This is a genomic window from Rahnella laticis (genome assembly GCF_015644585.1).
Lineage (GTDB): Bacteria > Pseudomonadota > Gammaproteobacteria > Enterobacterales > Enterobacteriaceae > Rahnella > Rahnella laticis.
The window spans coordinates 96,581-121,221 of sequence record NZ_JADOBI010000017.1 but is presented as its reverse complement, the minus strand read 5'-3'; the positions used below and the strand labels follow the sequence as shown (position 1 = coordinate 121,221).

The 24,641-nt window shown below is 53.2% G+C and carries 21 protein-coding genes; 13 read left to right on the top strand and 8 right to left on the bottom strand.

From position 1 onward, the window contains the following. Positions 1 to 166: 166 nt before the first annotated feature. The 8 genes from tldD to csrD form a co-directional block, all read right to left on the bottom strand. Positions 167 to 1,612, bottom strand: a complete 1,446-nt coding sequence (tldD, locus tag IV433_RS24720; protein WP_195816273.1) for a metalloprotease TldD — start codon at positions 1,610 to 1,612, stop codon at positions 167 to 169. A gap of 139 nt (positions 1,613 to 1,751) precedes the next feature. Beyond that, positions 1,752 to 5,579, bottom strand: coding sequence for an AsmA2 domain-containing protein YhdP (gene yhdP / locus IV433_RS24715; protein WP_195816274.1), 3,828 nt, complete (start codon positions 5,577 to 5,579; stop codon positions 1,752 to 1,754). A 98-nt stretch (positions 5,580 to 5,677) separates the two neighbouring features. Next, entirely contained in the window at positions 5,678 to 7,147 is a 1,470-nt protein-coding gene (rng, locus tag IV433_RS24710; protein WP_013577287.1) for a ribonuclease G, read from the bottom strand. Further along, positions 7,137 to 7,730, bottom strand: coding sequence for a Maf family protein (locus IV433_RS24705; RefSeq protein WP_195816275.1), 594 nt, complete (start codon positions 7,728 to 7,730; stop codon positions 7,137 to 7,139). The genes rng and IV433_RS24705 overlap by 11 nt, the downstream gene beginning before the upstream one ends. Before the next feature lie 7 nt (positions 7,731 to 7,737). Then, positions 7,738 to 8,226: a rod shape-determining protein MreD gene (gene mreD / locus IV433_RS24700; protein ID WP_013577289.1), complete on the bottom strand. Its 489-nt coding sequence runs from the start codon at positions 8,224 to 8,226 to the stop codon at positions 7,738 to 7,740. Continuing rightward, positions 8,223 to 9,215, bottom strand: a complete 993-nt coding sequence (gene mreC, locus IV433_RS24695) for a rod shape-determining protein MreC (protein WP_195816276.1) — start codon at positions 9,213 to 9,215, stop codon at positions 8,223 to 8,225. Before mreC ends, mreD begins: the two co-directional genes overlap by 4 nt. A 256-nt stretch (positions 9,216 to 9,471) precedes the next feature. Next, positions 9,472 to 10,515 carry a rod shape-determining protein MreB gene (mreB, locus tag IV433_RS24690; protein ID WP_013577291.1) on the bottom strand — a complete coding sequence of 348 codons (1,044 nt, stop codon included), beginning with the start codon at positions 10,513 to 10,515 and terminating at the stop codon, positions 9,472 to 9,474. A 355-nt stretch (positions 10,516 to 10,870) separates the two neighbouring features. After that, positions 10,871 to 12,805, bottom strand: coding sequence for an RNase E specificity factor CsrD (gene csrD / locus IV433_RS24685; RefSeq protein WP_195816277.1), 1,935 nt, complete (start codon positions 12,803 to 12,805; stop codon positions 10,871 to 10,873). A gap of 397 nt (positions 12,806 to 13,202) precedes the next feature. Between csrD and msrP the strand changes: the two genes are divergently transcribed. From msrP to lpxP, 13 genes are all read left to right on the top strand, one after another. Further along, entirely contained in the window at positions 13,203 to 14,204 is a 1,002-nt protein-coding gene (gene msrP, locus IV433_RS24680) for a protein-methionine-sulfoxide reductase catalytic subunit MsrP (protein ID WP_195816278.1), read from the top strand. Between the two features lie 16 nt (positions 14,205 to 14,220). Beyond that, positions 14,221 to 14,823 (top strand): protein-methionine-sulfoxide reductase heme-binding subunit MsrQ, encoded by a 603-nt coding sequence (gene msrQ / locus IV433_RS24675; protein ID WP_195816279.1) that lies wholly within the window; start codon positions 14,221 to 14,223, stop codon positions 14,821 to 14,823. A 241-nt stretch (positions 14,824 to 15,064) separates the two neighbouring features. Further along, positions 15,065 to 15,517: a type II 3-dehydroquinate dehydratase gene (gene aroQ / locus IV433_RS24670; protein WP_013577295.1), complete on the top strand. Its 453-nt coding sequence runs from the start codon at positions 15,065 to 15,067 to the stop codon at positions 15,515 to 15,517. Positions 15,518 to 15,549: 32 nt separating this feature from the next. Continuing rightward, a complete protein-coding gene (accB, locus tag IV433_RS24665; protein ID WP_104924226.1) occupies positions 15,550 to 16,014 on the top strand; it encodes an acetyl-CoA carboxylase biotin carboxyl carrier protein in 465 nt (154 codons plus the stop codon). A gap of 11 nt (positions 16,015 to 16,025) precedes the next feature. After that, complete coding sequence (gene accC / locus IV433_RS24660) at positions 16,026 to 17,375, top strand: acetyl-CoA carboxylase biotin carboxylase subunit (protein WP_101074928.1); 1,350 nt, start codon at positions 16,026 to 16,028, stop codon at positions 17,373 to 17,375. Positions 17,376 to 17,450: 75 nt separating this feature from the next. Then, positions 17,451 to 17,699, top strand: coding sequence for a YhdT family protein (locus IV433_RS24655; protein ID WP_104924224.1), 249 nt, complete (start codon positions 17,451 to 17,453; stop codon positions 17,697 to 17,699). Then, positions 17,689 to 19,134: a sodium/pantothenate symporter gene (gene panF, locus IV433_RS24650; protein ID WP_195816280.1), complete on the top strand. Its 1,446-nt coding sequence runs from the start codon at positions 17,689 to 17,691 to the stop codon at positions 19,132 to 19,134. The genes IV433_RS24655 and panF overlap by 11 nt, the downstream gene beginning before the upstream one ends. 44 nt (positions 19,135 to 19,178) lie before the next feature. Further along, positions 19,179 to 20,063: a 50S ribosomal protein L11 methyltransferase gene (gene prmA, locus IV433_RS24645; RefSeq protein WP_195816281.1), complete on the top strand. Its 885-nt coding sequence runs from the start codon at positions 19,179 to 19,181 to the stop codon at positions 20,061 to 20,063. A gap of 148 nt (positions 20,064 to 20,211) precedes the next feature. Next, positions 20,212 to 20,949 carry a carbonic anhydrase gene (locus tag IV433_RS24640; protein ID WP_195816282.1) on the top strand — a complete coding sequence of 246 codons (738 nt, stop codon included), beginning with the start codon at positions 20,212 to 20,214 and terminating at the stop codon, positions 20,947 to 20,949. 400 nt (positions 20,950 to 21,349) lie between these two features. Continuing rightward, positions 21,350 to 22,315, top strand: a complete 966-nt coding sequence (gene dusB, locus IV433_RS24635) for a tRNA dihydrouridine synthase DusB (RefSeq protein WP_104924220.1) — start codon at positions 21,350 to 21,352, stop codon at positions 22,313 to 22,315. 21 nt (positions 22,316 to 22,336) lie between these two features. Then, on the top strand, positions 22,337 to 22,633 hold the full coding sequence (gene fis / locus IV433_RS24630; RefSeq protein ID WP_004097144.1) for a DNA-binding transcriptional regulator Fis: 297 nt from the start codon (positions 22,337 to 22,339) through the stop codon (positions 22,631 to 22,633). Positions 22,634 to 22,829: 196 nt separating this feature from the next. Further along, the gene (locus IV433_RS24625) at positions 22,830 to 23,261 is read left to right on the top strand and encodes a DoxX family protein (protein ID WP_370530280.1); all 432 of its coding nucleotides are present in this window, start codon (positions 22,830 to 22,832) and stop codon (positions 23,259 to 23,261) included. A gap of 420 nt (positions 23,262 to 23,681) precedes the next feature. Beyond that, positions 23,682 to 24,602 carry a kdo(2)-lipid IV(A) palmitoleoyltransferase gene (gene lpxP, locus IV433_RS24620; protein WP_195816283.1) on the top strand — a complete coding sequence of 307 codons (921 nt, stop codon included), beginning with the start codon at positions 23,682 to 23,684 and terminating at the stop codon, positions 24,600 to 24,602. The last annotated feature ends 39 nt before the right edge of the window (positions 24,603 to 24,641 follow it).

The following is a 24,641-nucleotide window of genomic DNA, read 5'->3' as shown; positions in this document are numbered from 1 at the left end:
TATCTATTGTTTTATTCATCAGATAAATACAACAAAATCAAAATGATGACAGAAGCTAGACCTTAAAAGGAGTGCGCGTTGTGAGGAGGTTCACAGGTATGAGGAATGCAGAATAAGTGAAGGTGAACAGACAAAAAAATCCCCGACACTTTGGCCGGGGAAGGTATTAAGCCGTACCGCCCACCGTCAGATTGTCCAGTTTCAGGGTTGGCTGGCCGACGCCGACCGGAAGGCTCTGGCCTTCTTTACCGCACACACCCACGCCTTTATCGATGGCCAGATCGTTACCGACCATGGAAATCTGCTGCATCGCTTCGATGCCCGAACCAATCAGCGTTGCGCCTTTCACCGGTTTGGTGATGCGGCCTTTTTCAATCAGATAGGCTTCAGAGGTGGAGAACACGAATTTGCCGGAGGTGATATCGACCTGACCGCCGCCGAAATTCGGTGCGTACAAGCCGTATTCCACGCTGCTGATAATATCTTCCGGGGTCGATTTCCCGGCCAGCATGTAGGTGTTGGTCATGCGCGGCATTGGCAGGTGCGCATAGGATTCGCGACGGCCATTACCGGTTGGCGCAACGCCCATCAGACGCGCGTTCAGTTTGTCCTGCATGTAACCTTTGAGCACGCCGTTTTCGATAAGCACGTTGTATTGCCCCGGCACGCCTTCATCGTCGATGGCCAGCGAGCCGCGCAGGCCTGGCATTGTGCCGTCATCAACAACCGTACACAGCTCAGAAGCCACGAGTTTACCCATCTGGCCACTGAAGACTGACGTTCCGCGACGGTTGAAATCGCCTTCGAGGCCATGCCCGACCGCTTCGTGCAACAGCACACCCGGCCAGCCCGCGCCGAGTACCACAGGCATGCCGCCCGCAGGTGCCGCAACGGCGGTCAGGTTCAGTAACGCCATACGCACTGCGTCACGCGCAAAAGCTTCTGCGCGCACTTCACCGTTGACGGTTTCGAGGAAATAATCATAACCGACGCGGCCACCGCCGCCGCTTGAACCACGCTCGCGACGACCGTCCTGCTCGACCAGCACGCTGACAGACAAGCGAACCAGCGGACGGATATCTGCCGCCAGCGTGCCATCGGTTGCGGCGACCAGTACGGTTTCGTAGACGCCGGTAATGCTGGCGCTGACTTCCTGAACGCGTTTATCGGCAGCGCGGGCAATTTTATCGACACGATGCAGAAGCTCAATTTTCGCTTCACGCGGCAGGCTTTGCAGCGGATCCAGTGGCGTATAAAGGGATTGGTAAGCGATTTCGCCCAGCGTATGCGCTTTGCCATTTCCCTGCTCGCGGACGATGCTTCGCGCCGCCGTCGCGCTTTGATTCAGCGCGTTCAACGTGATCTGGTCGGCATAGGCAAAACCGGTTTTTTCACCACTGACTGCACGAACACCGACGCCCTGATCGATATTGTAAGAACCATCTTTGATGATGCTGTCTTCGATCACCCAGGCTTCGTGGAAGCTGGACTGGAAAAAGAGATCGGCATAATCGAGGCGACGTTCTGACAACTGGCCCAAAACGGAAAACAGATCCTGATGACTCAGATTATTGGCAGTTAGTAACTGCTCACTGACTAAGGCCAGACTCATAGATTCACTCTCTTTTAGACGAAAATCCGGCAGCGCTGGCACTGAAATAATCAGCCAACCTGCCGGACAATCCATTGTTACAAGGTTATTAACAGCCTAACACAGCCCGAACGAGCTTTCCTGCGCCGTCACGGAAACGTTACTGCGCGGTGGCCTCTTTTGGCGGTACAGCGGGTTTACGCAAAATTTCATTGATATGTGGTTCAGCAATCGTGCCGCTAATCTGGTAGCGGATCAGCGAGATTTTATTCCACAGCGGTGCCAGCACTTTACTGGCCGCAAATACCGCCACACCGACCACCGGGTTAATCACGAATGCCGTCGCCACGCCGACGGTGGCTGAAATTTCCGGCGCAATCACCGCTTCTAAATCCAGCTGCTGGTTCACGAAATTCACTTTACCGGTTATGGCGATATCCGCCGCCAGCCCGTCTACCAGCAGGTCATCGGTGTGCAGCGTGCCATCTTTAATCCACGCGGTGGATTTGATGGAATCAAAATAGAATCCCTGACCAAAGGTGTCGCTGAAATCCAGACGCAACTTGCGCAGCAGCGCGTCGAAGCTCACCAGACGAAGCAGCTGCCCGGCGCGACCGCCGCCGATATCAGCAATTTCGCCTTTGCCCAGCTCGTTTTTCAGCGTGCCGTTCAACGTGCTGATATCCGGCTTCCACGGCACCGATTTCCAGTGGAGATCGAAGTTCACATTAAACGGCGCGTCTTTGAGCGGCGTAGTCACGCCAAAGAAGGACATCGCCTGTTCGATATTTTTGCCCGACAGTTTTCCTTTCAGGCCGGTATTTTCGCCCTGTTCGTCCTGCTTCCAGTCGCCCTGCACGTCCAGTTTCGCCACGCCGGTATCAATCAGGCCATTACGCAGCATCAGCAAATTGCCCTGCGGCGTCAGGTCAGCATTCACCTTGCGGAAGTTCTGCCCGAGGAACCAGCACGCTTCGCACCGGAGCTGCAATGCAGGCCAGTTCGCAAAAGAAATCTTACTCGTAGCAAACGGGTTCCCGCCCGGCTGGCCGCTGCTGGCCACGTCGTCCACGGTCCACTGCGGGTTGAAATACAGATAACGCAGATTCGCCAGCCACGGACCGTTGTCATTCATGTTCAGCGTGCCGTCGATTTCTTTACCTTTGGCGGTCACTTCCATGCCCTGATGGCTCTGAACCGACTGAATCGTCAGGTCATTCCAGACCTGTCCGCCCAGCGTCAGCGCCGGTGTGGTCAGGATAATCTGGTGCGGGAAACTGAAACCGGACAGTTTAGTACTGGCGCTTTGCGTCGCTTTGTCCGGCGACAACAGACCAAGCCAGTTTTCACCATCCAGCGGTGGCAGATGCAGCGTCAGGCTGCTGTCATCCGGCAACGGCGGCGTTTTTTTGGTGTTTTCCTGCCATGAGGCGCGGTCCAGTTTCAGCTGTTTACCCAGCAACCAGCGGCTGTTGAAATGGTTTTTACCCGCCAGCACACCTTCCAGATTAAAGCTGTGCAAATCACCTTTAACGTTCACCACCAGCGGCATCGAATGACCCGGCTTTTTGTTCAGCGGATCAGGTAAGTGACTGCTTACATCTTTCAGGTCGGCATTCACGTCTACGGTATACGTCGGCGTACCTTTATGCGGAAGGGTGATATTGACGTTGCCTTTCCACGGCGTACCGCCGGAAATTTTGTTGGCTGCCGCGGCAGGCATGCCCGGAATTTTTGACAGCTGCCAGTTAGCATCCAGACCGACCTGCACTTTGAAATCGTCCGGCAGTTCCTGTGTGCTGAACATCACGTTGATCGGTTGCCCGAACCAGTTACCGGTTAACTGATTGCTTTGAAGATTGCCGTTGTCGTAGCTGAACTGGCCGCTGAGATGGCTGATTTTGCTGTCCAGCGGTTTGATAAACAGGCTGTTGTCATTAAGCGTTACGCCACCGGATGCGCGCACCAGTTCCCCGTCCAGCGGGATATCCAGATGTAAGCGGCCATTCACTTCGCCGCCAATCTGGAGTTCCTGCAATGCAGAACCGAGCGTGTCGTGAAGCGGTGTATCCATGAAGTAATCGCCGATATCTTTACCCTGCCCGCGCAGGTCGGAATCGATGAACAGTTTTTCTTTCAGATAATCAGGAATATTGGCCACGACGTTGTTGCCATCGACTTTGCCCAGTTTGGTGTGCGCGGCTTTCATAAACAGGCCGTCATTCAGGAAGTCGAGGTCAATATCCAGATCGGTCAGCGCAGGCCATTCCGGCTGGAACTGGAAGGTCGAATGGCGCAGCGGAACCCAAACCTGGAACTGCCCTTCGTTCTTTTTAAACGGGAAATCATGCGGATTGCCGTTAAAGGTCAGCGTCGCGTTACCCACCTGTCCGGCCTGAATCGCCCCACTCAGGTAATCCACCAGATGTTTGCCCATCAGCGGCTCAGGGAAATAGCGCCAGGCCTGACCGGCGTCATACAGGCGGATACCGGCCAGAATGTTCAGCCACGGCTGGCCTTCGGCAGGCTGCTGATAGCTGAAGTCACCTTTCGCCCACAGCGCGTTGGCTTTGACATCCACGTCTTTGCCCGACAGCGTCCAGCCGTCTTTGCCACTGGTCCAGCTGAACGTACCGGTTGCCGCGCTCACGTCCAGCGGAGCACGGAACATTTCACCATATGGCAACAGGCTGTCCTGCAAATTAACGCTCAGTTGCCCGCCCGACATGCTGCCTTTCAGGCTGCCAGTAAAGTGGTTAATGCCGGGCAGAAGTTCCCAGCGCTGCCAGCTGACATCATTCCAGCTGGCATCAAAACGGGTCTGATCCGGCTGTTTAAGCGGGATATCCAGCGCAAGGCGATCAACATTCCCGGCCGGTTTCAGATCCTGCCAGCGCTCCAGCAGCGACGGCGTCAGGAAGGAAAACGTCGGGATAATCGGCCCTAAACGTTCGAGTTGCAGATTTGTACCGCGGATACGTAATTCTTCGCCCTGCGTGGGGCCGAGGAAATCATTATTTTCAGGCAGATACAGTGCTTCGAGACGCCCTTTCGGCCACTCTACGCCGTCGGTTTTCAGGTTCAGCTGCTGCGTGCCAACCTGCCAGCCATTGCCCTGACGACTGCCGTGCAGAGCCAGGTTATCAACGTCCAGACGGTGTTCATCTGCGCCCGTTTTCCAGGTCGCCGAGCCGTTTTTCAGCAGCGCATCGCCCGCGTAAATATCGCCGTTGCGCACCGTCAGCCAGGCCGCGAGGCTGAAATTGGCATTTTCTAAACCGGTATTGCTGCGCAGCCAGCGGCTGAACCACGGCTTCATGTCAATGTCGTCGGCCTGCAAATAGATTTTGCCGTTATTGAGCAGACCATTGGTATCGTTCAGATCCATACGCACCTGCACAATACCGTGCTGCCCGTTGAAGCTGGATAAACTCAGCAGCCCCTCAGCGCGGTGACGGTTGTGCGTATTCAGCCAGGTCAGTTGCGGAATATCAAATTCAGCGCGCGGGCCGGAAGGCGTCAGAAAAGAAATACGGCTGTTACGCAGATCGAAATGGTCGACCTGCCTGAGGAAGATGTCACTGATGCGGTTTGGCTGAATGCCGTTACTTTTATTGGTATCGCCGCCCAGCGTGCTGTTCAGATCCAGCTGCAAATTATAGAAAGTGAGATCGCGGAACTGCCAGCGGAAATGGAGAAGGGATTGCCAGACGTCGAGCGCCATCGTGATGCGCTGAACCTGCCAGTCTGAATCCGGCAGGGTCACATGCAGACCACGGATTTCCATGACAGGGCCAAAAGTTTGCCAGCTGGCGCTGATTTGCGACAACTCGATCGGAACGCCCGTAACGGATTCTACTTTGCTGACCAGTTGTGTCTGAAAGCGGGTGAGCTGAGGCAATGCCAGACGCAAGCCACTGATCACCAAAGCCACTATCACGACAAGGGTAGCGCTGGTCGTTAATAAAATACCGGGCAGTCGCCTCAAACTTCTCTCCTTGTTTCCCATTCCATACGGGTTTTCACCCGTATGGACGGCAATGGAAACCTTTAACTTCTTGATGTTGCTGGCTTGCTGCCATCAAATCACATCATCACCACGTCAAACTGCTCCTGACTGTAGAGCGGTTCAATCTGCACTTTGACCTGTTTCCCGACGAAGATTTCCACTTCGGCCAGCGCATGGGATTCTTCACCTTTAAGCGCTTCACCCACGGCCGCCGACGCGTAAACCAGGAAACGGTCAGAATCGTAGGCGTGATGCACGCGCACGATTTCACGCAGAATTTCATAGCACACCGTTTCAACCGTTTTCACCGTGCCACGCGCGTGACAGGTCGGGCAATCGCTGCACAGTACGTGCTCGACGCTTTCGCGGGTACGTTTTCGGGTCATTTCCACCAGACCGAGCGCGGAGAAACCGTGGATACCTGTTTTGACGCGGTCTTTGGATAATGCCTGCTCGAGGCTGTGCAAAACGCGGCGCCGGTGATCTTCATTCGACATATCAATGAAGTCGATGATGATAATGCCACCGAGATTGCGCAACCGGAGCTGCCGGGCAATGGCCTGCGTCGCTTCGGTGTTGGTGTTGAAGATGGTGTCTTCCAGATTACGATGGCCGACAAACGCACCGGTGTTGATGTCTACGGTGGTCATGGCTTCGGTCTGATCGATGATCAGATAGCCGCCAGATTTCAGCTCAACCTTGCGCTCGAGCGCACGCTGGATTTCATTTTCCACATCAAACAGGTCGAAAATTGGCTGTTTGCCGCTGTAATGCTCCAGCTTGCTGGTCATCTCCGGCATGTATTCGCTGGTAAACTCCACCAGCAATTCATAGGTCAGACGGGAGTCAACGCGGATCCTGTCCAGCGCTTCGCCGGCAAAATCACGCAGCACGCGGTGCGCCAGCGCCAGTTCGCCATACAGCTTGCACTTGGTTTTGTTACGACGCTTGCGTTCCATGACTTTGGTCCACAGGCGTTTTAAATACGCAGCATCCTGCTTGAGCTCTTCTTCGCCCACGCCTTCGGCCGCAGTACGAATAATATAGCCGCCGTGTTCGTCACAATATTCTGAAACGATGCGTTTGAGGCGGTCGCGTTCTGCTTCGCTTTCGATTCGCTGGGAGACACCAACGTGCGACGCTCCCGGCATAAACACCAGATAACGGGATGGCAACGTGATGTCGGTCGTAAGGCGCGCGCCTTTTGTGCCCAGTGGATCTTTCACCACCTGAACCATCAGATCCTGGCCCTGATGCACCAGCTCTGCGATGTCGCGCACATGGAAATTTTTCTGCTCATCGCGCGCCACACATTCGGTGTGAGGCATGATGTCTGAAGCGTGTAAAAACGCTGCTTTTTCAAGGCCGATATCCACAAATGCTGCCTGCATCCCAGGCAATACACGGCTGATACGTCCTTTATAAATGTTGCCGGCAATCCCGCGCTTGGTCTCACGCTCGATATGGATTTCCTGCAGAATGCCACCGTCAATGTAGGCCACGCGGGTTTCAGACGGGGTGACATTGACCAGTAATTCAGCTGTCATGCTTTCTCCTAAGCTCGCGTAAGGCAGAAAATTCATTTAGCAGTTCCTGAGTTTCCACAAGAGGAAGACCCACAACTGCATAGTAACTGCCGCGAATTTCACGGACGAAACAACCGCCCTTTCCCTGAATACCATAAGCGCCCGCTTTATCCATGGGCTCACCGCTCAGAATATAATGTGCAATGTCGTCGGAGGATAGTGAACGGAAGGTGACATCGGTCACAACCAGCGTACTGAGGCAATCCCGACGATCCGCAAAGGCGATGGCGGTCATCACCTGATGCTGTTTTCCGGACAATGCCTTAAGCATAACAGCGGCTTGCGCTTCGTCACGTGGCTTTTCCAACACTTTACCGTCAAGGACCACAATCGTATCGGCACCCAGCACCGGCAAATCTTCTGCTGCGACCGCAACGCCTGCCCTCGCTTTATCTTCGGCAAGACGAATTACGTAATCCTGCGCGGCTTCTTCGGGCTGACGCTCTTCTGCCACTTCAGTCACCAGGCGCTCAAAAGAAAGGTCGAGCATGGCCAGTAATTCACGGCGGCGCGGTGATCCGGAAGCGAGATAAAGTGCGGTCATAACATCCTCATTGCACAGCAAACTGACGACGAATTTTACGCATCAGCAGGAACAGCCAGGGCCACAGAACGCCATCAACCACACTACTCCAGAAGACTTCCGGCCGGAATGAAACATTCACAACCAGGAATTCCCCCCAGAACACCATGACGTCCACGGCCAGCGAAAGCACCATGACAATCAGGGCTTGCTGCCAGAGTGCCAGGTTACGGAATAACTGGAATTTAAAGGCGACCAGATAAGCGGTAATCGCAAATGCCAGTGCGCGGATCCCCAGCGTTGAGCCTAGGATCAAATCCATGATGAAGCCGACAACAAAACCGGTACCCACATTGACGCGGTGCGGCAAGGCCATCACCCAATAAATCAGGATCAGCATCAGCCATGAAGGCCTGAACATGTAAATCTGCTCAGGCCATGGCATCACTTGCAGTAACATAGCTATCAGGAAGGATAGCCAAATAATCCAGCGTCCGTGGCTCCGGTAACTGTTCATTGCGTGGCTCCCTGTACAGGCGCCGTCACCGTGCCTGTGGCGGGAGCGGGAACAGGTGCCGGAGGCCCCATATCACCCGGCGGCGGCAGAACCTGAGGCATCATTTGCATCAGACGCTCATTGGCAACACGATGCACTTCGTCCGGCGGAAGCGGATGTTCGCCATTACGGTCAGAACCCCACAACAACAGAAGATAGCGCAGACGTTGCAGACCGGCTGTAGGACGAGCCTGAATCACGGTGTACGCGCGCTGGTTATCCACTTTGACAGAAGACACCACGCCCACCGGATAACCTTCAGGGAAACGCCCACCCAACCCGGAAGTCACCAGCACATCGCCAACACGAATATCGGTATTGCTTGGAAGATGCTCGAGTTGAAGGTCGTCAGCACAACCACTGCCCGCCGCAATCACGCGGATATCGTTACGCAACACCTGAATCGGCAACGCATGGGAGGCATCGCAAATCAGCAGAACGCGGCTGGTCAGTGCGGCAACGGCCACAACCTGGCCGACTACGCCTTTATCGCTGATCACCGGCTGACCGATGTAAACGCCGTTGTTGCTGCCTTTATCAATGACAACCTGATCGCTATACGGATCATTACTGGTGGAAAGTACCTGCGTCACCATTTTGTGCTCGTCCTGACGCAGTGGTGAGCCCAGCAATTCACGCAAACGGGCGTTTTCTTGTTTGTACTGGCCGAGCAACATCAGATCGCTGTTTTTCAACAGCAATTCCTGACGCAGTGCGCGGTTTTCCAATTCAAGCTGGCCACGTGTCGCAAAAGTCGAGGAAACCTGATCTAAAAATTCACGCGGGGCGTTAGATAGGAAATAGAAGGGACTTACGGCAGTATCCATATAGGTGCGGATTTTAACAAACGTACCTATTTTACTGTCGGCAACAATCAGGACAATGGCCGTAAGAATAGCCAAAAAAAGTCGCAGTTGCAGGGAAGGCCCCCTGCTAAAAATTGGCTTCATAAAATATGCGAGTTCCTCGGCAACAGAAGGTTTCAGCCAGTCGAAGTCAGTGCTTCATCTGACAGAAAAGGCGGCAATCTCATGGGATAGCCAAAAACACCGCCTGAACAATTAAGCTCAGACAGTGTTTGCGCGGATCCACATTGAACACTGCACACTTCACGTTGCAGGTTTTACCTGACGGACAACCACCTTCCCGGGCAGACTATTCCTGCTTACAACGGGTCTTGTTAAAAACAACAAGTCTTCGCTGAGATTACTCTTCGCTGAATAAGTCGCCGCCGTGCATGTCGATCATTTCCAGTGCTTTACCGCCGCCGCGTGCTACGCAAGTCAGTGGATCTTCTGCGACAACCACCGGAATACCGGTTTCTTCCATCAGAAGGCGATCGAGGTTACGCAGTAATGCGCCACCACCGGTCAGCACCATGCCGCGCTCGGAAATGTCGGAAGCCAGTTCTGGCGGGCACTGTTCCAGTGCAACCATCACAGCGCTAACGATACCGGTCAGCGGCTCTTGCAACGCTTCCAGGATTTCATTGGAGTTCAGCGTGAAACCACGAGGAACACCTTCAGCCAGGTTACGGCCACGCACTTCAATTTCATGCACTTCATCGCCCGGATACGCGGAACCGATGCTGTGCTTAATGCGTTCTGCGGTGGCTTCGCCGATCAATGAACCATAATTACGACGAACGTAATTGATGATGGCTTCATCGAAGCGGTCGCCGCCGATACGGACAGAAGAAGAGTACACGACGCCGTTCAGGGAAATCACGGCAACTTCCGTTGTACCACCACCGATATCCACAACCATGGAACCGGTAGCTTCTGAAACTGGCAGACCTGCACCGATTGCCGCAGCCATCGGTTCTTCAATCAGGAACACTTCACGCGCGCCTGCACCTTGTGCAGATTCACGGATAGCGCGGCGTTCAACCTGAGTTGCGCCGACAGGCACACACACCAGCACGCGAGGGCTTGGGCGCATGAAGCTGTTGCTATGAACTTGCTTGATGAAGTGTTGCAGCATTTTTTCAGTCACGAAGAAGTCAGCGATAACGCCATCTTTCATCGGACGAATAGCCGCGATATTGCCAGGAGTACGGCCCAGCATCTGTTTTGCGTCGTGACCTACAGCAGCAACGCTTTTAGGTGAGCCAGCACGATCCTGACGAATAGCCACAACAGATGGCTCATTCAGCACGATGCCTTGTCCTTTTACATAGATAAGGGTATTGGCGGTACCCAGGTCGATGGACAAGTCGTTGGAAAACATGCCACGAAATTTCTTAAACATAACGAAAGGATAATCCTGCAAGCTGGGGGCGGAAAATAAAATCCGCCTACTTTACCAACCACGCGAAGCAGCGACAAGGCGCAAAAACGTCCTGCTTCCGTGAAAATTGTCCGCGATGTCGCCATTCACTGGTTGTTACTTTTTGAGGCTGATGGCACTGCGAAATAATTCTATATCGCAGGCTCGGTTTACCTCGGGCAGGCCCCCAGGCGAAGTAGCAACACCGCACATAAATTCTTACACTTTCACCCACATATTCCGTCCACCTGCGGCCATAAAGCGTGCACCGGATGCCAGGTAAGGGTGTCGGTTAAAAGCTGGCTCATTCTACGTTAAATAAACCAATAACGGTCACTTAAACATCGCGGTTGTGTGAATATTTTTTACCGACCGGTTCAACAGGCTGTGGTCCGGCAAAAAAATCCCCCTGGCCGCCGTGGATCCCGCTTTTCTGCAAGGTGGTCCACTCTTCTTTTGTCCTTATGCCGGCGGCAAACACCAGCGCCTGAGTCCCTTCACATGCGCTGAGCAGACTTTGAACAAAGAGCTGATTTTCCACTCTTTTATCAATATCACGCACCAGTCCGGGGTGAAGCTTAACCCTTTCCACCGGAAAAGTTTTCAGATACGACGTGCTGACCACCGTCAGTCCGGCCTGTGAAACCGCCAGCCGACAGCCCAAACCTTGCAATAAACGGATCGCAGGGCGCAGCCGGTCGGTATGTTGACAGAGATCTGCCTCAGCAAGTTCAATCAAAATTCGGTTTCGCTGTTTTCTTTCGCACTGAAGCAGCGTGTCACGCAACCAGCGAACAAATGAGCGCTGCAATAATGAATCAACCGTCAGGTGAAATGCTAACGTTTCGTCCGGCCAGCTGTTAAGTAACGGAATAATCTGACTTAACATCACCCGATCGAAGCTCTGAGACAACCCGAATTGCACGACAAGAGGAATGAATTCGGCCGCCAGCAGTTCCTGTTCACCGTCAAAGACGCGCCGCTGAATCTCGCGGTGATCGAGTTTTCCGTCTCTGCCAAACGCTGGTTTCTGGTACAAACGCGGGCCGCCGCGCGCCAGAGTGTTTTCCAGCAAAGTGCGCCAGCGCACGCTGCCACGCCCTTTTTCCGGCACGTTTTTATCGTAGATAAACCAGCTGTTGCTGCCCTGAAATGCCGCATGGCGCGTTGCCTGTTCGGCCATATCCATAGCCTGATCCGGCGTCTGGCCGAAACGGTACGCGGTGATCCCGATGTGCATCAGGGCGTCGCGGTCGATCAGAGAAGATGTCGGCAGCACGCCCAACGCATTGATTAACTGCGCGGCCATCACTTCGGCATCTTTCAAGGTGCGGTGCGGAAGAAGCACAGCAAAATCGCTGTGGAAGTAGCGCGCCAGCAGCGCATCCACATGTCGCATAACAAAAGTCGATAACAGGTTCACCATCGCCGACCGTAATTCTTCCACTACTGTCTGCCCGTGGATTTCGCGCATCATGTCAAAATCGGGCAGCCGCAACAGCATCAGTACGCCATGCGCGCCCGCTTCTTCGAGCTGCGTCGCCAGCTGATTGTCGAAAAACAGCCGGTTGCTGAGCCCGGTTTGCGCATCCTGCTGGGCGTATGCGCGGATCAATGTATCGACGCGGCTGCGCTGTTCGCGCGCTTCATTAAGATCAGTTAACAGGAGATCGATAGCGCTGCTGGCAGAATGCGGCCATTCGCCGACGGTGCCAGCCAGCCCTTCCCGCTCACCGCGCAAAATCCTGACAGCACGATCTTCCAGTTTTTCCACACCGTCGGTTTCATTACGTAACCAGCGGAAACTCAGCATCAACATCGCGAGCATGACCACGATGGCCAGACTGATAGCGAGTGTTGAACGCATGGAGCGGATATAGCTGCTGACGGGATCAATATAAGAAACACGCAGCGACATTGCGTGGTTTTGCATCAGAGGGATAACTACCGTGTCATATTCCGGCATCACGCTGTCCCACGAACGGTGCAGATCCGGGCGCTCGTGATATTCATAAACCGTAGAGTTATCGAGCTTTACCTCGATATCGGTGACGTCCAGCATGCGCATCGCCTGCGGCAGCCAGCGCTCGGCTTCCGCCGGGGTATGAGTCAGTAACGACTGATCATAAGTGGTCGCCAGCGCCTGTAAGTGCTGCTCGGTACTTTGCTTGTTGAGGTAGATAAAGCTAAACGTCACGCCGAGCAACATTAACAACATTGCCAGCGCAACTAACATCGAAATGAGTGCCGATAGTCTGGTAGTAAATCGCATCCCTGTGCCTTACTCGCTACGGTGAGGTGGAAACAGCGCCCGTATTCTCTGAGCCTGCTACGAAAAAAACGCCGCTACTATAAAACAGAAAAACCCGCCCGCAGGAGAAATTTACCAAACAGACATGAAGGAATGTTACGGGCATTGGCGGGCGCAGGGCCTGATATTCGACAATATCTGACCATTTTGTACCCGGGAAAGTTGCATTTACATACATTCATAGCATAGCAACTCAAAAGTTAATCAATTTAGAATTCTTATGGTGGAAGGAGAAATGCGCCAAAACGGGGGATTAAAAATCGCTATTTTATTTGCCTGTCTCGCAAAACCCTGTGTTTCACGCCATGCTGTCTACATAACGATAAAAACATTAATAAGATGAATACCGGAGACTGCAATGTCCAAATTTCGCAAGCTGACGGAAGCTGATGTCACCCCCGAGGATATCTTTCAGGATCGCCGTAAAGTTTTGCAGGCGCTGGGGATCAGCGCTGCCGCACTGGCGATCCCGGCCAGTGCGCAGGCAGATATTCTTTCCTGGTTCAAAGGCCATGACCGCCCGCCCGCGCCTGCGGGCAAGCCGCTGGATTTCACCAAACCCGCTGCCTATCAGAATTCACTCGCGTTAACCCCGGAAGATAAAGTGGAAGGCTACAACAACTTCTACGAATTCGGGCTGGATAAAGCCGACCCGGCCGCGAATGCCGGGCAACTCGTGACGTCACCCTGGACGATAAAAATCGACGGTGAAGTGGCTAAACCGCTCACACTCGATATGGACGACATCATGAAGCGCTTCCCGCTGGAGGAGCGAATCTACCGCATGCGCTGCGTGGAAGCCTGGTCGATGGTGGTGCCATGGGTCGGATTCCCGCTGAGTTCCCTGCTCAAACTGGCCGAACCGACCAGCAATGCGCGCTATGTCGCGTTCACCACCCTTTATGATCCGGCACATATGCCGGGGCAGAAAGACCGGTTTATCGGCGGCGGGCTGGATTATCCGTATGTCGAAGGATTACGTATAGATGAGGCGATGCATCCGCTGACAATGCTGACCGTCGGCGTTTACGGCAAAGCATTGCCGCCGCAAAACGGTGCGCCTGTTCGCCTGACCGTGCCGTGGAAATACGGTTTCAAGGGGATTAAGTCGATCGTGAGCATCAAATTCACCCACGACGAACCACCGACGACCTGGAACCAGATTGCGAACAATGAATACGGTTTTTACGCCAACGTGAACCCGCATGTTGATCATCCGCGCTGGTCGCAGGCCACGGAACGATTTATCGGTTCAGGCGGATTGCTCGACGTTCAGCGCCAGCCGACGCTGCTCTTCAACGGTTATGCCGAACAGGTCGCCTCGCTGTATCACGGTATGGATTTACGGAAGTTCTATTAAGGAAGGCCACTTTATTATGCGTCGTTTAAGCCCTGCAAATATCACCTGGCTGAAAGTGGTCATCTACCTTGCCGCCATTTTGCCGTTTTTCTGGCTCGTACTTTCTGTCGATCAGGGCTGGTTCAGCGCCGATCCGGCGAAAGATATTCAGCATTTTACCGGTAGGATGACTCTGAAATTTTTACTGGTGACGCTGCTGGTCACGCCCGTCGCGCGCTACGGCAAACAGCCACTGCTTATCCGCACCCGCCGTTTGCTGGGTTTATGGTGTTTTGCGTGGGGAACGCTGCATCTTCTCAGCTATTCGTTCCTTGAGCTGGGCATCAGCAATATCCGTCTGCTTGGCAGCGAACTGATTTCGCGCCCGTACCTCACGCTGGGAATTATCTGCTGGATCTTGCTGCTGGCGCTGGCCTGCACCTCCACACTTTGGGCACAGCGTAAGATGGGCGCATCCTGGCAAAAGCTGCATAACTTTATCTATCTGATCGCAATTCTTGCGCCGATCCACTACCTTTGGTCGGTGAAAGTGTTGTCGCCACAACCGATCATTTACGCAACACTTGCCGTCATCTTGCTGGCATTTCGCTATAAAAAATTCCGCCAGTGGCTGCGATAAGTGCCGGAACTTTTCTGTGTTCAGCCCCTCATAATTCGGGTAATTCCCCTCTCAATCTCAGGACGAGGGTTGATTATCTTCGCTGATAAGACCAGTATTTAGCTGCGAATTGCCACGATATCATTATAATGCCCGACCTCATGCCGAAGAGACGGGTCGATTTGCCGCTAAATAGGTGACAAATCGGTGACATCAGGGTATTTTCTACAATCTTTGTCTAATTGCCGGAGATAGGCTCACAATGGCGCATAAGTTTGACATTTTGCTACTTAACGGTCCTAACCTGAATTTGTTAGGCACCCGTGAGCCTGAAACGTACGGACACACCACGCTCAACGATATTGTTAAAGGTTTGGAAGTTCAGGCTGCTGCCGCTGATGTGGCACTGAGCCATCTGCAATCGAACGCAGAACATGTCCTGATTGAACGTATTCATCAGGCACGCGGAAATGTCGATTTTATATTGATCAATCCCGCGGCCTTTACCCATACCAGCGTGGCGCTGCGCGATGCATTACTGGGGGTGTCGATTCCGTTTATCGAGATCCATCTGTCGAATGTACATGCCCGTGAAGCGTTCCGGCATCATTCCTATCTTTCCGACATCGCAGTGGGCGTTATTTGCGGACTTGGCGCAGATGGCTACCACTTTGCATTACAGGCAGCGGTTAACCGCTTGTCAAAAACCCACTAATTTCTACGCAAAAAGAGTACGGAATCACACCCATGGATATTCGTAAAATTAAAAAACTGATCGAACTGGTTGAAGAATCAGGTATTTCTGAACTGGAAATTTCTGAAGGTGAAGAGTCAGTTCGTATCAGCCGTGCTGCACCTGTGCAGGCTTATCCTATGATGCAACAGGCTTACGCAATGCCTGCACAACCACAGCCTGGTCTGGCTGCTGCGGTTGCGCCAGCTGCTGCGCCTGTAGAAGCGGCTCCAGCTGCAATCAGTGGTCACATCGTTCGTTCTCCAATGGTGGGTACGTTCTACCGCACGCCAAGCCCTGACGCGAAAGCCTTCATCGAAGTGGGTCAGAAAGTCACCGCGGGCGATACCCTGTGTATCGTTGAAGCGATGAAAATGATGAACCAAATCGAAGCAGACAAATCCGGTGTTGTTAAAGCAATTCTGGTAGAAAGCGGCCAACCGGTTGAGTTCGACGAGCCGCTGGTCGTCATCGAATAACGAGGCGTACCATGGTAGATAAAATTGTTATCGCGAACCGCGGCGAAATTGCCCTGCGTATTTTGCGTGCCTGTAAAGAAATGGGCATCAAAACCGTTGCTGTGCACTCCACCGCTGACCGCGACCTGAAACACGTGCTGCTGGCAGACGAAACCGTCTGTATCGGCCCTGCACCTTCAGTAAAAAGCTATCTGAACATCCCTGCCATCATCGCGGCGGCGGAAATCACTGGCGCGGTGGCTATCCACCCTGGCTACGGTTTCCTGTCCGAGAATGCGGATTTCGCAGAGCAGGTTGAACGTTCTGGTTTTATCTTCATCGGCCCGAAAGCTGAAACTATCCGCCTGATGGGTGACAAAGTTTCTGCGATCCACGCGATGAAAGCAGCCGGCGTACCTTGCGTACCAGGCTCTGACGGCCCGCTGGGCGACGACATGGATTTAAACCGTGGCTTCGCAAAACGCATCGGCTATCCGGTCATCATCAAAGCTTCTGGCGGCGGCGGTGGTCGTGGTATGCGTGTTGTGCGCAGCGATAAAGATCTGGAACAGTCCATCAACATGACCCGTGCTGAAGCCAAAGCGGCTTTCAACAACGACATGGTTTACATGGAAAAATACCTGGAAAACCCACGTCACGTGGAAATTCAGGTACTGGCAGATGGTCAGGGCAACGCCGTTTATCTGGCTGAACGTGACTGCTCCATGCAGCGCCGTCACCAGAAAGTGGTGGAAGAAGCGCCAGCACCAGGCATTACGGAAGAACTGCGTCGTTTCATCGGCGAACGTTGTTCCAAAGCTTGTGTGGATATCGGCTACCGCGGTGCGGGTACTTTCGAGTTCCTGTACGAAAACGGTGAGTTCTTCTTCATCGAAATGAACACCCGTATCCAGGTAGAGCATCCGGTTACCGAGATGATCACCGGTGTGGATTTGATTAAAGAGCAGCTGCGCATTGCGTCCGGCCAACCTCTTTCAATCAAACAAAGCGATGTGCATGTCAAAGGCCATGCGGTGGAATGCCGTATTAACGCGGAAGATCCCAACACCTTCCTGCCAAGCCCGGGCAAAATCACTCGCTTCCACGCACCAGGCGGCTTCGGTGTTCGTTGGGAATCGCACATTTACGCAGGCTACACTGTGCCTCCGTACTACGATTCCATGATTGGTAAACTGATCACTTACGGCGAAACCCGTGAAGTGGCCATTGCCCGCATGAAAAATGCGCTGGCTGAGCTGATCATCGACGGCATCAAAACCAACATTGAACTGCAAATGCGTATCATGGACGACGAGAACTTCCAGCACGGTGGAACCAATATCCACTATCTGGAAAAGAAACTCGGTTTGCAGGAAAAATAAAAGACCGTACCGTTGCGTACTCTCTTATCAAGGCCGGATATTCCGGCCTTTTTTACGTTTTGGGGGGACAGGAAAATGATCACTGATAAGCGTTTTCTTCAAGCTAACCGCGAAGCCCGCTGGGCCTTTGGGCTGACGATTGCCTATCTGCTGGCGTGGTGTTTCGCCGCCTATATTCCTGATGATAAACAGGGCATTACAGGGTTGCCGCACTGGTTCGAAATGGCCTGCCTGCTGGTGCCTCTGGTCTTCATTCTTTTAAGCTGGCTGATGGTTCGCGTGATTTACCGCGATATTCCGCTGGAGGATCAAGATGCAAATTGAAGTTTTATTGCCGCTGATCGCCTATTTGCTGCTGGTTTTCGGCCTGTCGGTATATGCCTATACCCGCCGCCAGCAGGGCAATTTTCTGACTGAATATTTCCTCGGTAACCGCTCCATGGGCGGCTTCGTTCTTGCCATGACCCTGACCGCCACCTACATCAGCGCCAGTTCCTTTATCGGCGGCCCCGGTGCGGCGTACAAATTTGGCCTCGGCTGGGTATTACTGGCGATGATCCAGTTGCCCGCCGTTTGGCTGTCGCTGGGCGTTCTGGGTAAGAAATTCGCAATTCTGGCACGCCGCTACAATGCGGTTACGCTCAATGACATGCTGTTTGCACGCTACCAGAGTCGTTTGCTGGTCTGGCTGGCGAGCCTGAGCCTGCTGGTGGCATTTCTGGGTGCGATGACCGTGCAGTTTATCGGCGGCGCCCGCTTGCTGGAAACCGCTGCCGGAATTCCCTACGACACCGGTCTGCTGATTTTTGGCATCAGCATCGCGCTGTACACCGCATTTGGCGGCTTCCGTGCCAGCGTGCTCAACGATGCCATGCAAGGGCTGGTGATGTTGCTGGGCACCATTTTGCTGCTGTTTGCGGTGATCCACGCCGCTGGTGGCCTGCACACCGCTATCGATAAACTGCAACAAATCGACCCGAAACTGGTTTCCGTTCACGGCGGAGATGACGTTCTCTCGCTGCCGTTTATGGCATCGTTCTGGATACTGGTGTGTTTTGGGGTTATCGGCCTGCCGCATACCGCCGTCCGCTGTATTTCCTACAAAGACAGCAAAGCGGTGCATCGCGGGATTGTGCTCGGTACGATTGTCGTTGCGGTCCTGATGCTCGGTATGCATCTGGCCGGAGCGCTCGGACGCGCCGTGCTGCCGGATCTGAAAATTCCCGATCAGGTGATCCCGACGCTGATGATCACCGTGCTGCCGCCTTACGCCGCCGGGATTTTCCTCGCCGCACCGATGGCCGCCATTATGTCGACGATCAACGCACAGCTTTTACAGTCATCTGCGACTATCGTTAAAGACTTATACCTCGGCATCAAACCGGACCAGCTGGCGAACGAGCGTAAGCTAAAACGCTTCTCGAGCTGGGCGACGTTTGTGCTGGGTTTACTGGTTCTGCTGGCCGCATGGCGTCCGCCTGAAATGATTATCTGGCTGAATTTGCTGGCTTTCGGCGGGCTGGAAGCCGTCTTCCTGTGGCCGCTGGTACTCGGTTTATATTGGGAACGCGCGAACGCGACGGGTGCGCTGAGCTCAATGATTGTTGGCGCGGTTTGTTATACCCTGCTCGCCAGTATCGACCTGCACATCGCCGGTCTGCATCCGATTGTGCCGTCGCTTTCGCTGAGTCTGCTGGCGTTTTATATCGGCAACAAATTTGGCTCACCGGCGCGCGAAACCGCAATGAAGCCGTCCTGACCGGGCGGCAGTGATTTTTACAGATTGTTAAGAAGAGAATGGCTATGCCTTGGATCCAACTGAAAATTAATACCACCGGTGAAAACGCGGAAACGCTGAGCGACGCGCTTATCGAAAGTGGCGCAGTGTCCGTCACCTTCCAGGATACGCACGACAATCCGGTGTTTGAACCGCTGCCAGGCGAAACCCTGCTGTGGGGCGATACCGACGCGATTGGCCTGTACGATGCCGAAACCGACATGGAAGACGTGGTTGCCATGCTGGAAAACGAGCCGCTGCTGGGCAAAGGTTTTGTGCATAAAATCGAACAGCTTGAAGACAAAGACTGGGAACGCGAGTGGATGGATAACTTCCACCCGATGCGTTTTGGCGAGCGTCTGTGGATTTGTCCGAGCTGGCGCGATGTGCCGGATCCGACGGCGGTTAACGTGATGCTGGATCCGGGTCTGGCGTTTGGTACCGGGACGCACCCGACAACCGCCATGTGTCTGCAATGGCTCGACAGTCTGGATCTGACCGATAAAACCGTGATCGACTTCGGTTGTGGTTCCGGCATTCTGGCGATCGCCGCGCTGAAATTAGGCGCTAAACACGTTGTCGGGATCGACATCGATCCGCAGGCGATCCAGGCCAGCCGTGATAACGCAGAACGTAACGGCGTTTCAGAGCGTCTGTCACTCTATCTGCCAAAAGACCAGCCGGAGAACCTGTCTGCCGACGTCGTCGTCGCAAACATTCTGGCAGGCCCGCTGCGCGAGCTGGCCCCGCTTATCAGTGTGCTGCCGGTTGCTGGCGGTCATCTGGGGCTTTCAGGCATTCTGGCCAGCCAGGCGCAAAGCGTCGCTGACGCTTACCGTGATAAGTTCGAACTGGATACGGTTGCCGAGAAAGAAGAATGGTGCCGTATTACAGGCGTTAAAAAAGTCTGATTTGTTCCCTGTAACCCTTTCTGTTTGTGCAGAAAGGGTTAGTTTTATCCGAAAATCCTCTCCGCCCTCCTGTCACTCTGTTCCCTTCCTGCTAAAACCCTTAATATCAGCACGGTTTTTTTACTCAATGTTATGAAAGGGATATTTCATGAAACGCGCATTACTGTCAGTTGTGCTGGCCGCTTTTACATTTTCTGCTTACGCCAGCGAAACCCCGCACTGGTCTTACGATGGCGACGAAGCCCCGCAGAACTGGTCAAAACTCAGCCCGGATTTTCATCTTTGCGAACAGGGCAAAATGCAGTCTCCCGTCGATATCAAAGACGCCATGAAAGTGCATCCGCACCCGCTGGAACTCAGCTACACCTTACCGCCGGTGAACGTGGTCAATAACGGTCACAGCGTGCAGGTGAATGTCCGGGAAGGTGATTTTATTACCCTCGATGGTGAGAAGTTCGTGCTTCAGCAATTCCATTTCCATGCGCCAAGCGAAAACACCATCAACGGCAAATCCTTCCCGATGGAAGCGCATTTCGTACACATGGATGCAGACGGCGAGATTGCCGTGGTGGCCGTGATGTTTGAAACCGGCGCCGCCAATCCTGAGCTGGAAAAAATCTGGCAACAGATGCCGGAAAAGATGGGTGAAACGGTACCGCTGAAAAGCAACGTCGCGCTGTCCGGCTTACTGCCGAAAGACCTGACGCATTACCGTTTTAGCGGATCGCTGACCACGCCACCTTGTACAGAAGGCGTTCGCTGGCTGGTCATTAAACAGCCTCTGACGCTCTCTGAGCAACAGTTAGAGAAATTCCAGCATGTTCTTCATCATGCGAATAACCGCCCCGTACAAAGCCTTCACGGCCGCGTGATCGTCGCGGAATAAAAACTTCAGAACATCAGGGCCACGGAACCGGCTTTTGTGGCCCTGAATCCTTTCTGAAAACAAGATGTCATCCGAACGTAAAGTAAGTCACTTTCTGACCAAAAGACGATCTGCATCACGGATTTTTGTGGTTGTTGCTGCTTAAAACGGCAAATCAACCCTTAGAATCCGCTGTTATAACAGGATGTTTCAGAGAGATATTAGGAATTTGCCTAAGCGCACAATTTGACCGTCGTCACATAACTCAATGTAAAACCAAGATAAAAAACAAAACCATCCTGCATTTTGCCGCTGGCAAGGTTATTTCTTATCAAATTGCTCAAAGTTTGGCCTTTCATATCGTAGCGAAAATGCGTAATATACGCGCCCTTGCGGACATCAGTATGGTCATTCCTAGTTCATGCGCATCGGACACATCCAGCTTACAAATTGCCTGATTGCGGCCCCAATGGCCGGTATCACTGACCGACCATTTCGTGCCTTATGTCATGCGATGGGGGCTGGGATGGCAGTATCTGAAATGCTCTCCTCCAATCCGGAGGTGTGGCGTACGGATAAGTCACGTTTGCGCATGGTACATAACGATGAACCGGGGATCCGCGCCGTGCAAATTGCCGGTTGTGACCCCGAAGATATGGCGGCTGCTGCACGAATTAACGTGGAAAGCGGTGCGCAAATCATTGATATCAATATGGGCTGCCCGGCCAAGAAAGTGAACCGCAAACTGGCAGGATCTGCATTGTTGCAGTATCCGGATTTGGTCAAACAAATCCTTACTACCGTTGTGAATGCGGTAGATGTGCCAGTCACGTTGAAAATCCGTACTGGATGGGCACCGGAACACCGTAACTGTGTACAAATTGCCCAATTGGCTGAAGACTGTGGTATTCAGGCCCTGACTATTCATGGCCGAACCCGTGCCTGCCTCTTCAATGGAGAAGCAGAGTACGACAGCATTCGGACAGTTAAGCAGAGTGTTTCCATTCCGATTATCGCGAATGGCGACATAACTGACCCGCATAAAGCCAGGGCGGTACTCGACTACACCGGAGCTGATGCTCTGATGATAGGACGTGCCGCTCAGGGGAGACCCTGGATCTTCCGGGAAATCCAGCATTATCTGGACACAGGGGAGCTGTTACCTCCACCGCCTATGGGTGAGGTTCAGCGCTTGTTAATAGGGCACGTACGGGAATTGCACGACTTTTATGGTCAAGGCAAGGGATTCCGTATCGCCCGTAAGCACGTTTCCTGGTATCTCCAGGAGCATGCCCCGAATGACCAGTTTCGGCGCTCCTTCAACGCCATAGAGGATGCCAGCGAACAGCTGGAGGCGTTGGAAGCATATTTCGAAAATCTTGCGTAACAAAAAAGAGCTGACAGAACTATGTTCGAACAACGCGTGAATTCTGACGTACTGACCGTTTCTACCGTAAACTCACAAGACCAGGTGACTCAAAAGCCTCTGCGTGACTCGGTAAAACAAGCACTTAAGGGCTACTTCGCTCAATTGAATGGTCAGGACGTGAATGACCTGTATGAGTTGGTATTGGCTGAAGTTGAACAGCCACTGTTGGACATGGTGATGCAGTACACCCGTGGCAACCAGACTCGTGCGGCCCTGATGATGGGTATCAACCGCGGTACGCTGCGTAAGAAACTGAAAAAATACGGCATGAACTGATACTAATCAGTCGTTGTCTTGAAAAGGCGCTTTTCCGCAAGGAGAGCGCCTTTTTTGTTTTCTCTTTATCATGTAATACGTTGCCCCAAATTTGCTCAAAACTTAACCCAGATCAACCCAAATGAGAATAATTCTCCACTCGTTTCGCGATTAGGAATTACTTTATAGAGACAAGAAAACGTCTCTGGGAGTGACAATGATGAAGCAACTTTATATCCGTTTTACCACTGCGCTGAACAAACCTGATCTGGCCATTTTACTGCTGAGGATCACCTACGGCCTGCTGATTTTTCATGGCTGGCATAAGTTACACGACGGGCTCGGCGGCATTCAGGGCATGCTGGCAGGCTACGGCATTCCGGCGTTCGTGGCGTATGGCGTGATCATCGGGGAAGTGATTGCTCCGGTCATGATGATGCTGGGGATTTTCACCCGCCTTGCCGCGCTGTCAGCGGCGGCCACCATGATTGTTGCGTGGCTGATGGTCGGTATCCACCATACTTTTGCGCTGTCACCGGTCGGTGCCTGGGCAATTGAAGACATCGTGTATTACTTCATGGCGGCCATAGTGATTGCGCTGTTTGGCAGTGGCCGTTATTCCGTGATGAGTAACCCGTTATACCGCTGATTGACACTCTCAGCGTGTTTCCTGATGAAGCACGCTGAGTTTTCCGAATAACGCGTTTTACGTTCCGAAATGCAGTTCATTCTTTCCACAGTCTTTTCATTGAAGTGTCCAATAATAGACGTAAATAAACGGTAAAGAGGGCGTTTATCGGACAACTCCCCTCTCCGGTTAAACAGTCCGTCATGTTATACTCACCTTAAGAGTCGTATTCGCCCCGCTCAACGCCTACGGATAGCCCTTCAGCATCGCGATCCCGCCTTTTAACAGTGTCTGTACAAAGTAAAAGTTGCGTCAACTTGTGTCGTTTCCAAAACGTTTTCAAACGCCAGTTGTCCCAATATTTGCCAGACAATCCGTACCGCGACTGAGCTATCTCGTTACGCGTTACCCCGGTTTTTTTATGCAGATGATTAGGCTTTTATGACTTCTCCTCGCTTTCGTGCATCGTTTTTACATCCGCGCTACTGGCTCACCTGGTTTGGGCTCGGTGTCCTGTTCCTGCTGGTTCAGCTTCCTTATCCGGTACTTTACCGTCTGGGTATCTGGCTTGGCCGCACGTCCATGCGCTTTCTGAAACGCCGCGTGTCGATTACCCGCCGCAACCTGCAACTGTGTTTCCCGGATTTGCCTGCTAATCAGGTTGAAGCCCGGATCATCAGTAACTTTGAATCTCTCGGCATGGGCTTGCTGGAAACTGGCATGGCCTGGTTCTGGTCTGACGCCCGCGTTAAACGCTGGTTTGACGTCAGCGGTCTGCACAACCTGAAAAAGGCGCAGGAAAACAATCAAGGCGTGCTGGTTATCGGCGTGCACTTTATGTCACTGGAACTTGGTGGCCGTGCGATGGGGTTATGTCAGCCGATGATGGCGATGTACCGTCCGCACAACAATAAAGCGATGGAATTTGTGCAGACCTGGGGTCGCATGCGTTCGAACAAAGCGATGCTGGATCGCAAGGATTTACGCGGTATGGTTCACGCGCTGAAAAAGGGCGAAGCCGTCTGGTTTGCACCGGATCAGGATTACGGCCCGCGCGGCAGCGTCTTCGCACCGTTGTTTGCCGTTGATCAGGCCGCAACGACCAGCGGAACTTTCATGCTGGCACGTCTGGCAAAACCTGCGCTGGTGACCGTAGTTCTGGTACGTAAAGCCGGCGGTAAAGGTTACGAACTGGTGATTCAGCCACAGTTAGAAGATTACCCGATTGACGACGAAATGGCCGCAGCGGCTTACATGAACCGCGTGATTGAAAAAGAAATCATGCGTGCGCCCGATCAGTATCTCTGGCTCCACCGCCGCTTCAAAACGCGACCGGCGGGAACGCCTTCGCTTTATCGATAGCCGCAAACGCAATAAAATATCAGGCCCGATGCCACCGCA

What these genes read in the sequence shown, in the direction of transcription:
- IV433_RS24655 (WP_104924224.1), top strand. Translation starts at nt 17,451, where the DNA reads ATGATCACTGATAAGCGTTTTCTTCAAGCTAACCGCGAAGCCCGCTGG.
- fis (WP_004097144.1), top strand. Translation starts at nt 22,337, where the DNA reads ATGTTCGAACAACGCGTGAATTCTGACGTACTGACCGTTTCTACCGTA.
- msrP (WP_195816278.1), top strand. Translation starts at nt 13,203, where the DNA reads ATGTCCAAATTTCGCAAGCTGACGGAAGCTGATGTCACCCCCGAGGAT.
- msrQ (WP_195816279.1), top strand. Translation starts at nt 14,221, where the DNA reads ATGCGTCGTTTAAGCCCTGCAAATATCACCTGGCTGAAAGTGGTCATC.
- prmA (WP_195816281.1), top strand. Translation starts at nt 19,179, where the DNA reads ATGCCTTGGATCCAACTGAAAATTAATACCACCGGTGAAAACGCGGAA.
- panF (WP_195816280.1), top strand. Translation starts at nt 17,689, where the DNA reads ATGCAAATTGAAGTTTTATTGCCGCTGATCGCCTATTTGCTGCTGGTT.
- lpxP (WP_195816283.1), top strand. Translation starts at nt 23,682, where the DNA reads ATGACTTCTCCTCGCTTTCGTGCATCGTTTTTACATCCGCGCTACTGG.
- IV433_RS24705 (WP_195816275.1), bottom strand. Translation starts at nt 7,730, where the DNA reads ATGACCGCACTTTATCTCGCTTCCGGATCACCGCGCCGCCGTGAATTA.
- mreD (WP_013577289.1), bottom strand. Translation starts at nt 8,226, where the DNA reads ATGAACAGTTACCGGAGCCACGGACGCTGGATTATTTGGCTATCCTTC.
- mreC (WP_195816276.1), bottom strand. Translation starts at nt 9,215, where the DNA reads ATGAAGCCAATTTTTAGCAGGGGGCCTTCCCTGCAACTGCGACTTTTT.
- IV433_RS24640 (WP_195816282.1), top strand. Translation starts at nt 20,212, where the DNA reads ATGAAACGCGCATTACTGTCAGTTGTGCTGGCCGCTTTTACATTTTCT.
- accC (WP_101074928.1), top strand. Translation starts at nt 16,026, where the DNA reads ATGGTAGATAAAATTGTTATCGCGAACCGCGGCGAAATTGCCCTGCGT.
- accB (WP_104924226.1), top strand. Translation starts at nt 15,550, where the DNA reads ATGGATATTCGTAAAATTAAAAAACTGATCGAACTGGTTGAAGAATCA.
- IV433_RS24625 (WP_370530280.1), top strand. Translation starts at nt 22,830, where the DNA reads ATGATGAAGCAACTTTATATCCGTTTTACCACTGCGCTGAACAAACCT.
- rng (WP_013577287.1), bottom strand. Translation starts at nt 7,147, where the DNA reads ATGACAGCTGAATTACTGGTCAATGTCACCCCGTCTGAAACCCGCGTG.
- aroQ (WP_013577295.1), top strand. Translation starts at nt 15,065, where the DNA reads ATGGCGCATAAGTTTGACATTTTGCTACTTAACGGTCCTAACCTGAAT.
- dusB (WP_104924220.1), top strand. Translation starts at nt 21,350, where the DNA reads ATGCGCATCGGACACATCCAGCTTACAAATTGCCTGATTGCGGCCCCA.
- csrD (WP_195816277.1), bottom strand. Translation starts at nt 12,805, where the DNA reads ATGCGATTTACTACCAGACTATCGGCACTCATTTCGATGTTAGTTGCG.
- mreB (WP_013577291.1), bottom strand. Translation starts at nt 10,515, where the DNA reads ATGTTTAAGAAATTTCGTGGCATGTTTTCCAACGACTTGTCCATCGAC.
- tldD (WP_195816273.1), bottom strand. Translation starts at nt 1,612, where the DNA reads ATGAGTCTGGCCTTAGTCAGTGAGCAGTTACTAACTGCCAATAATCTG.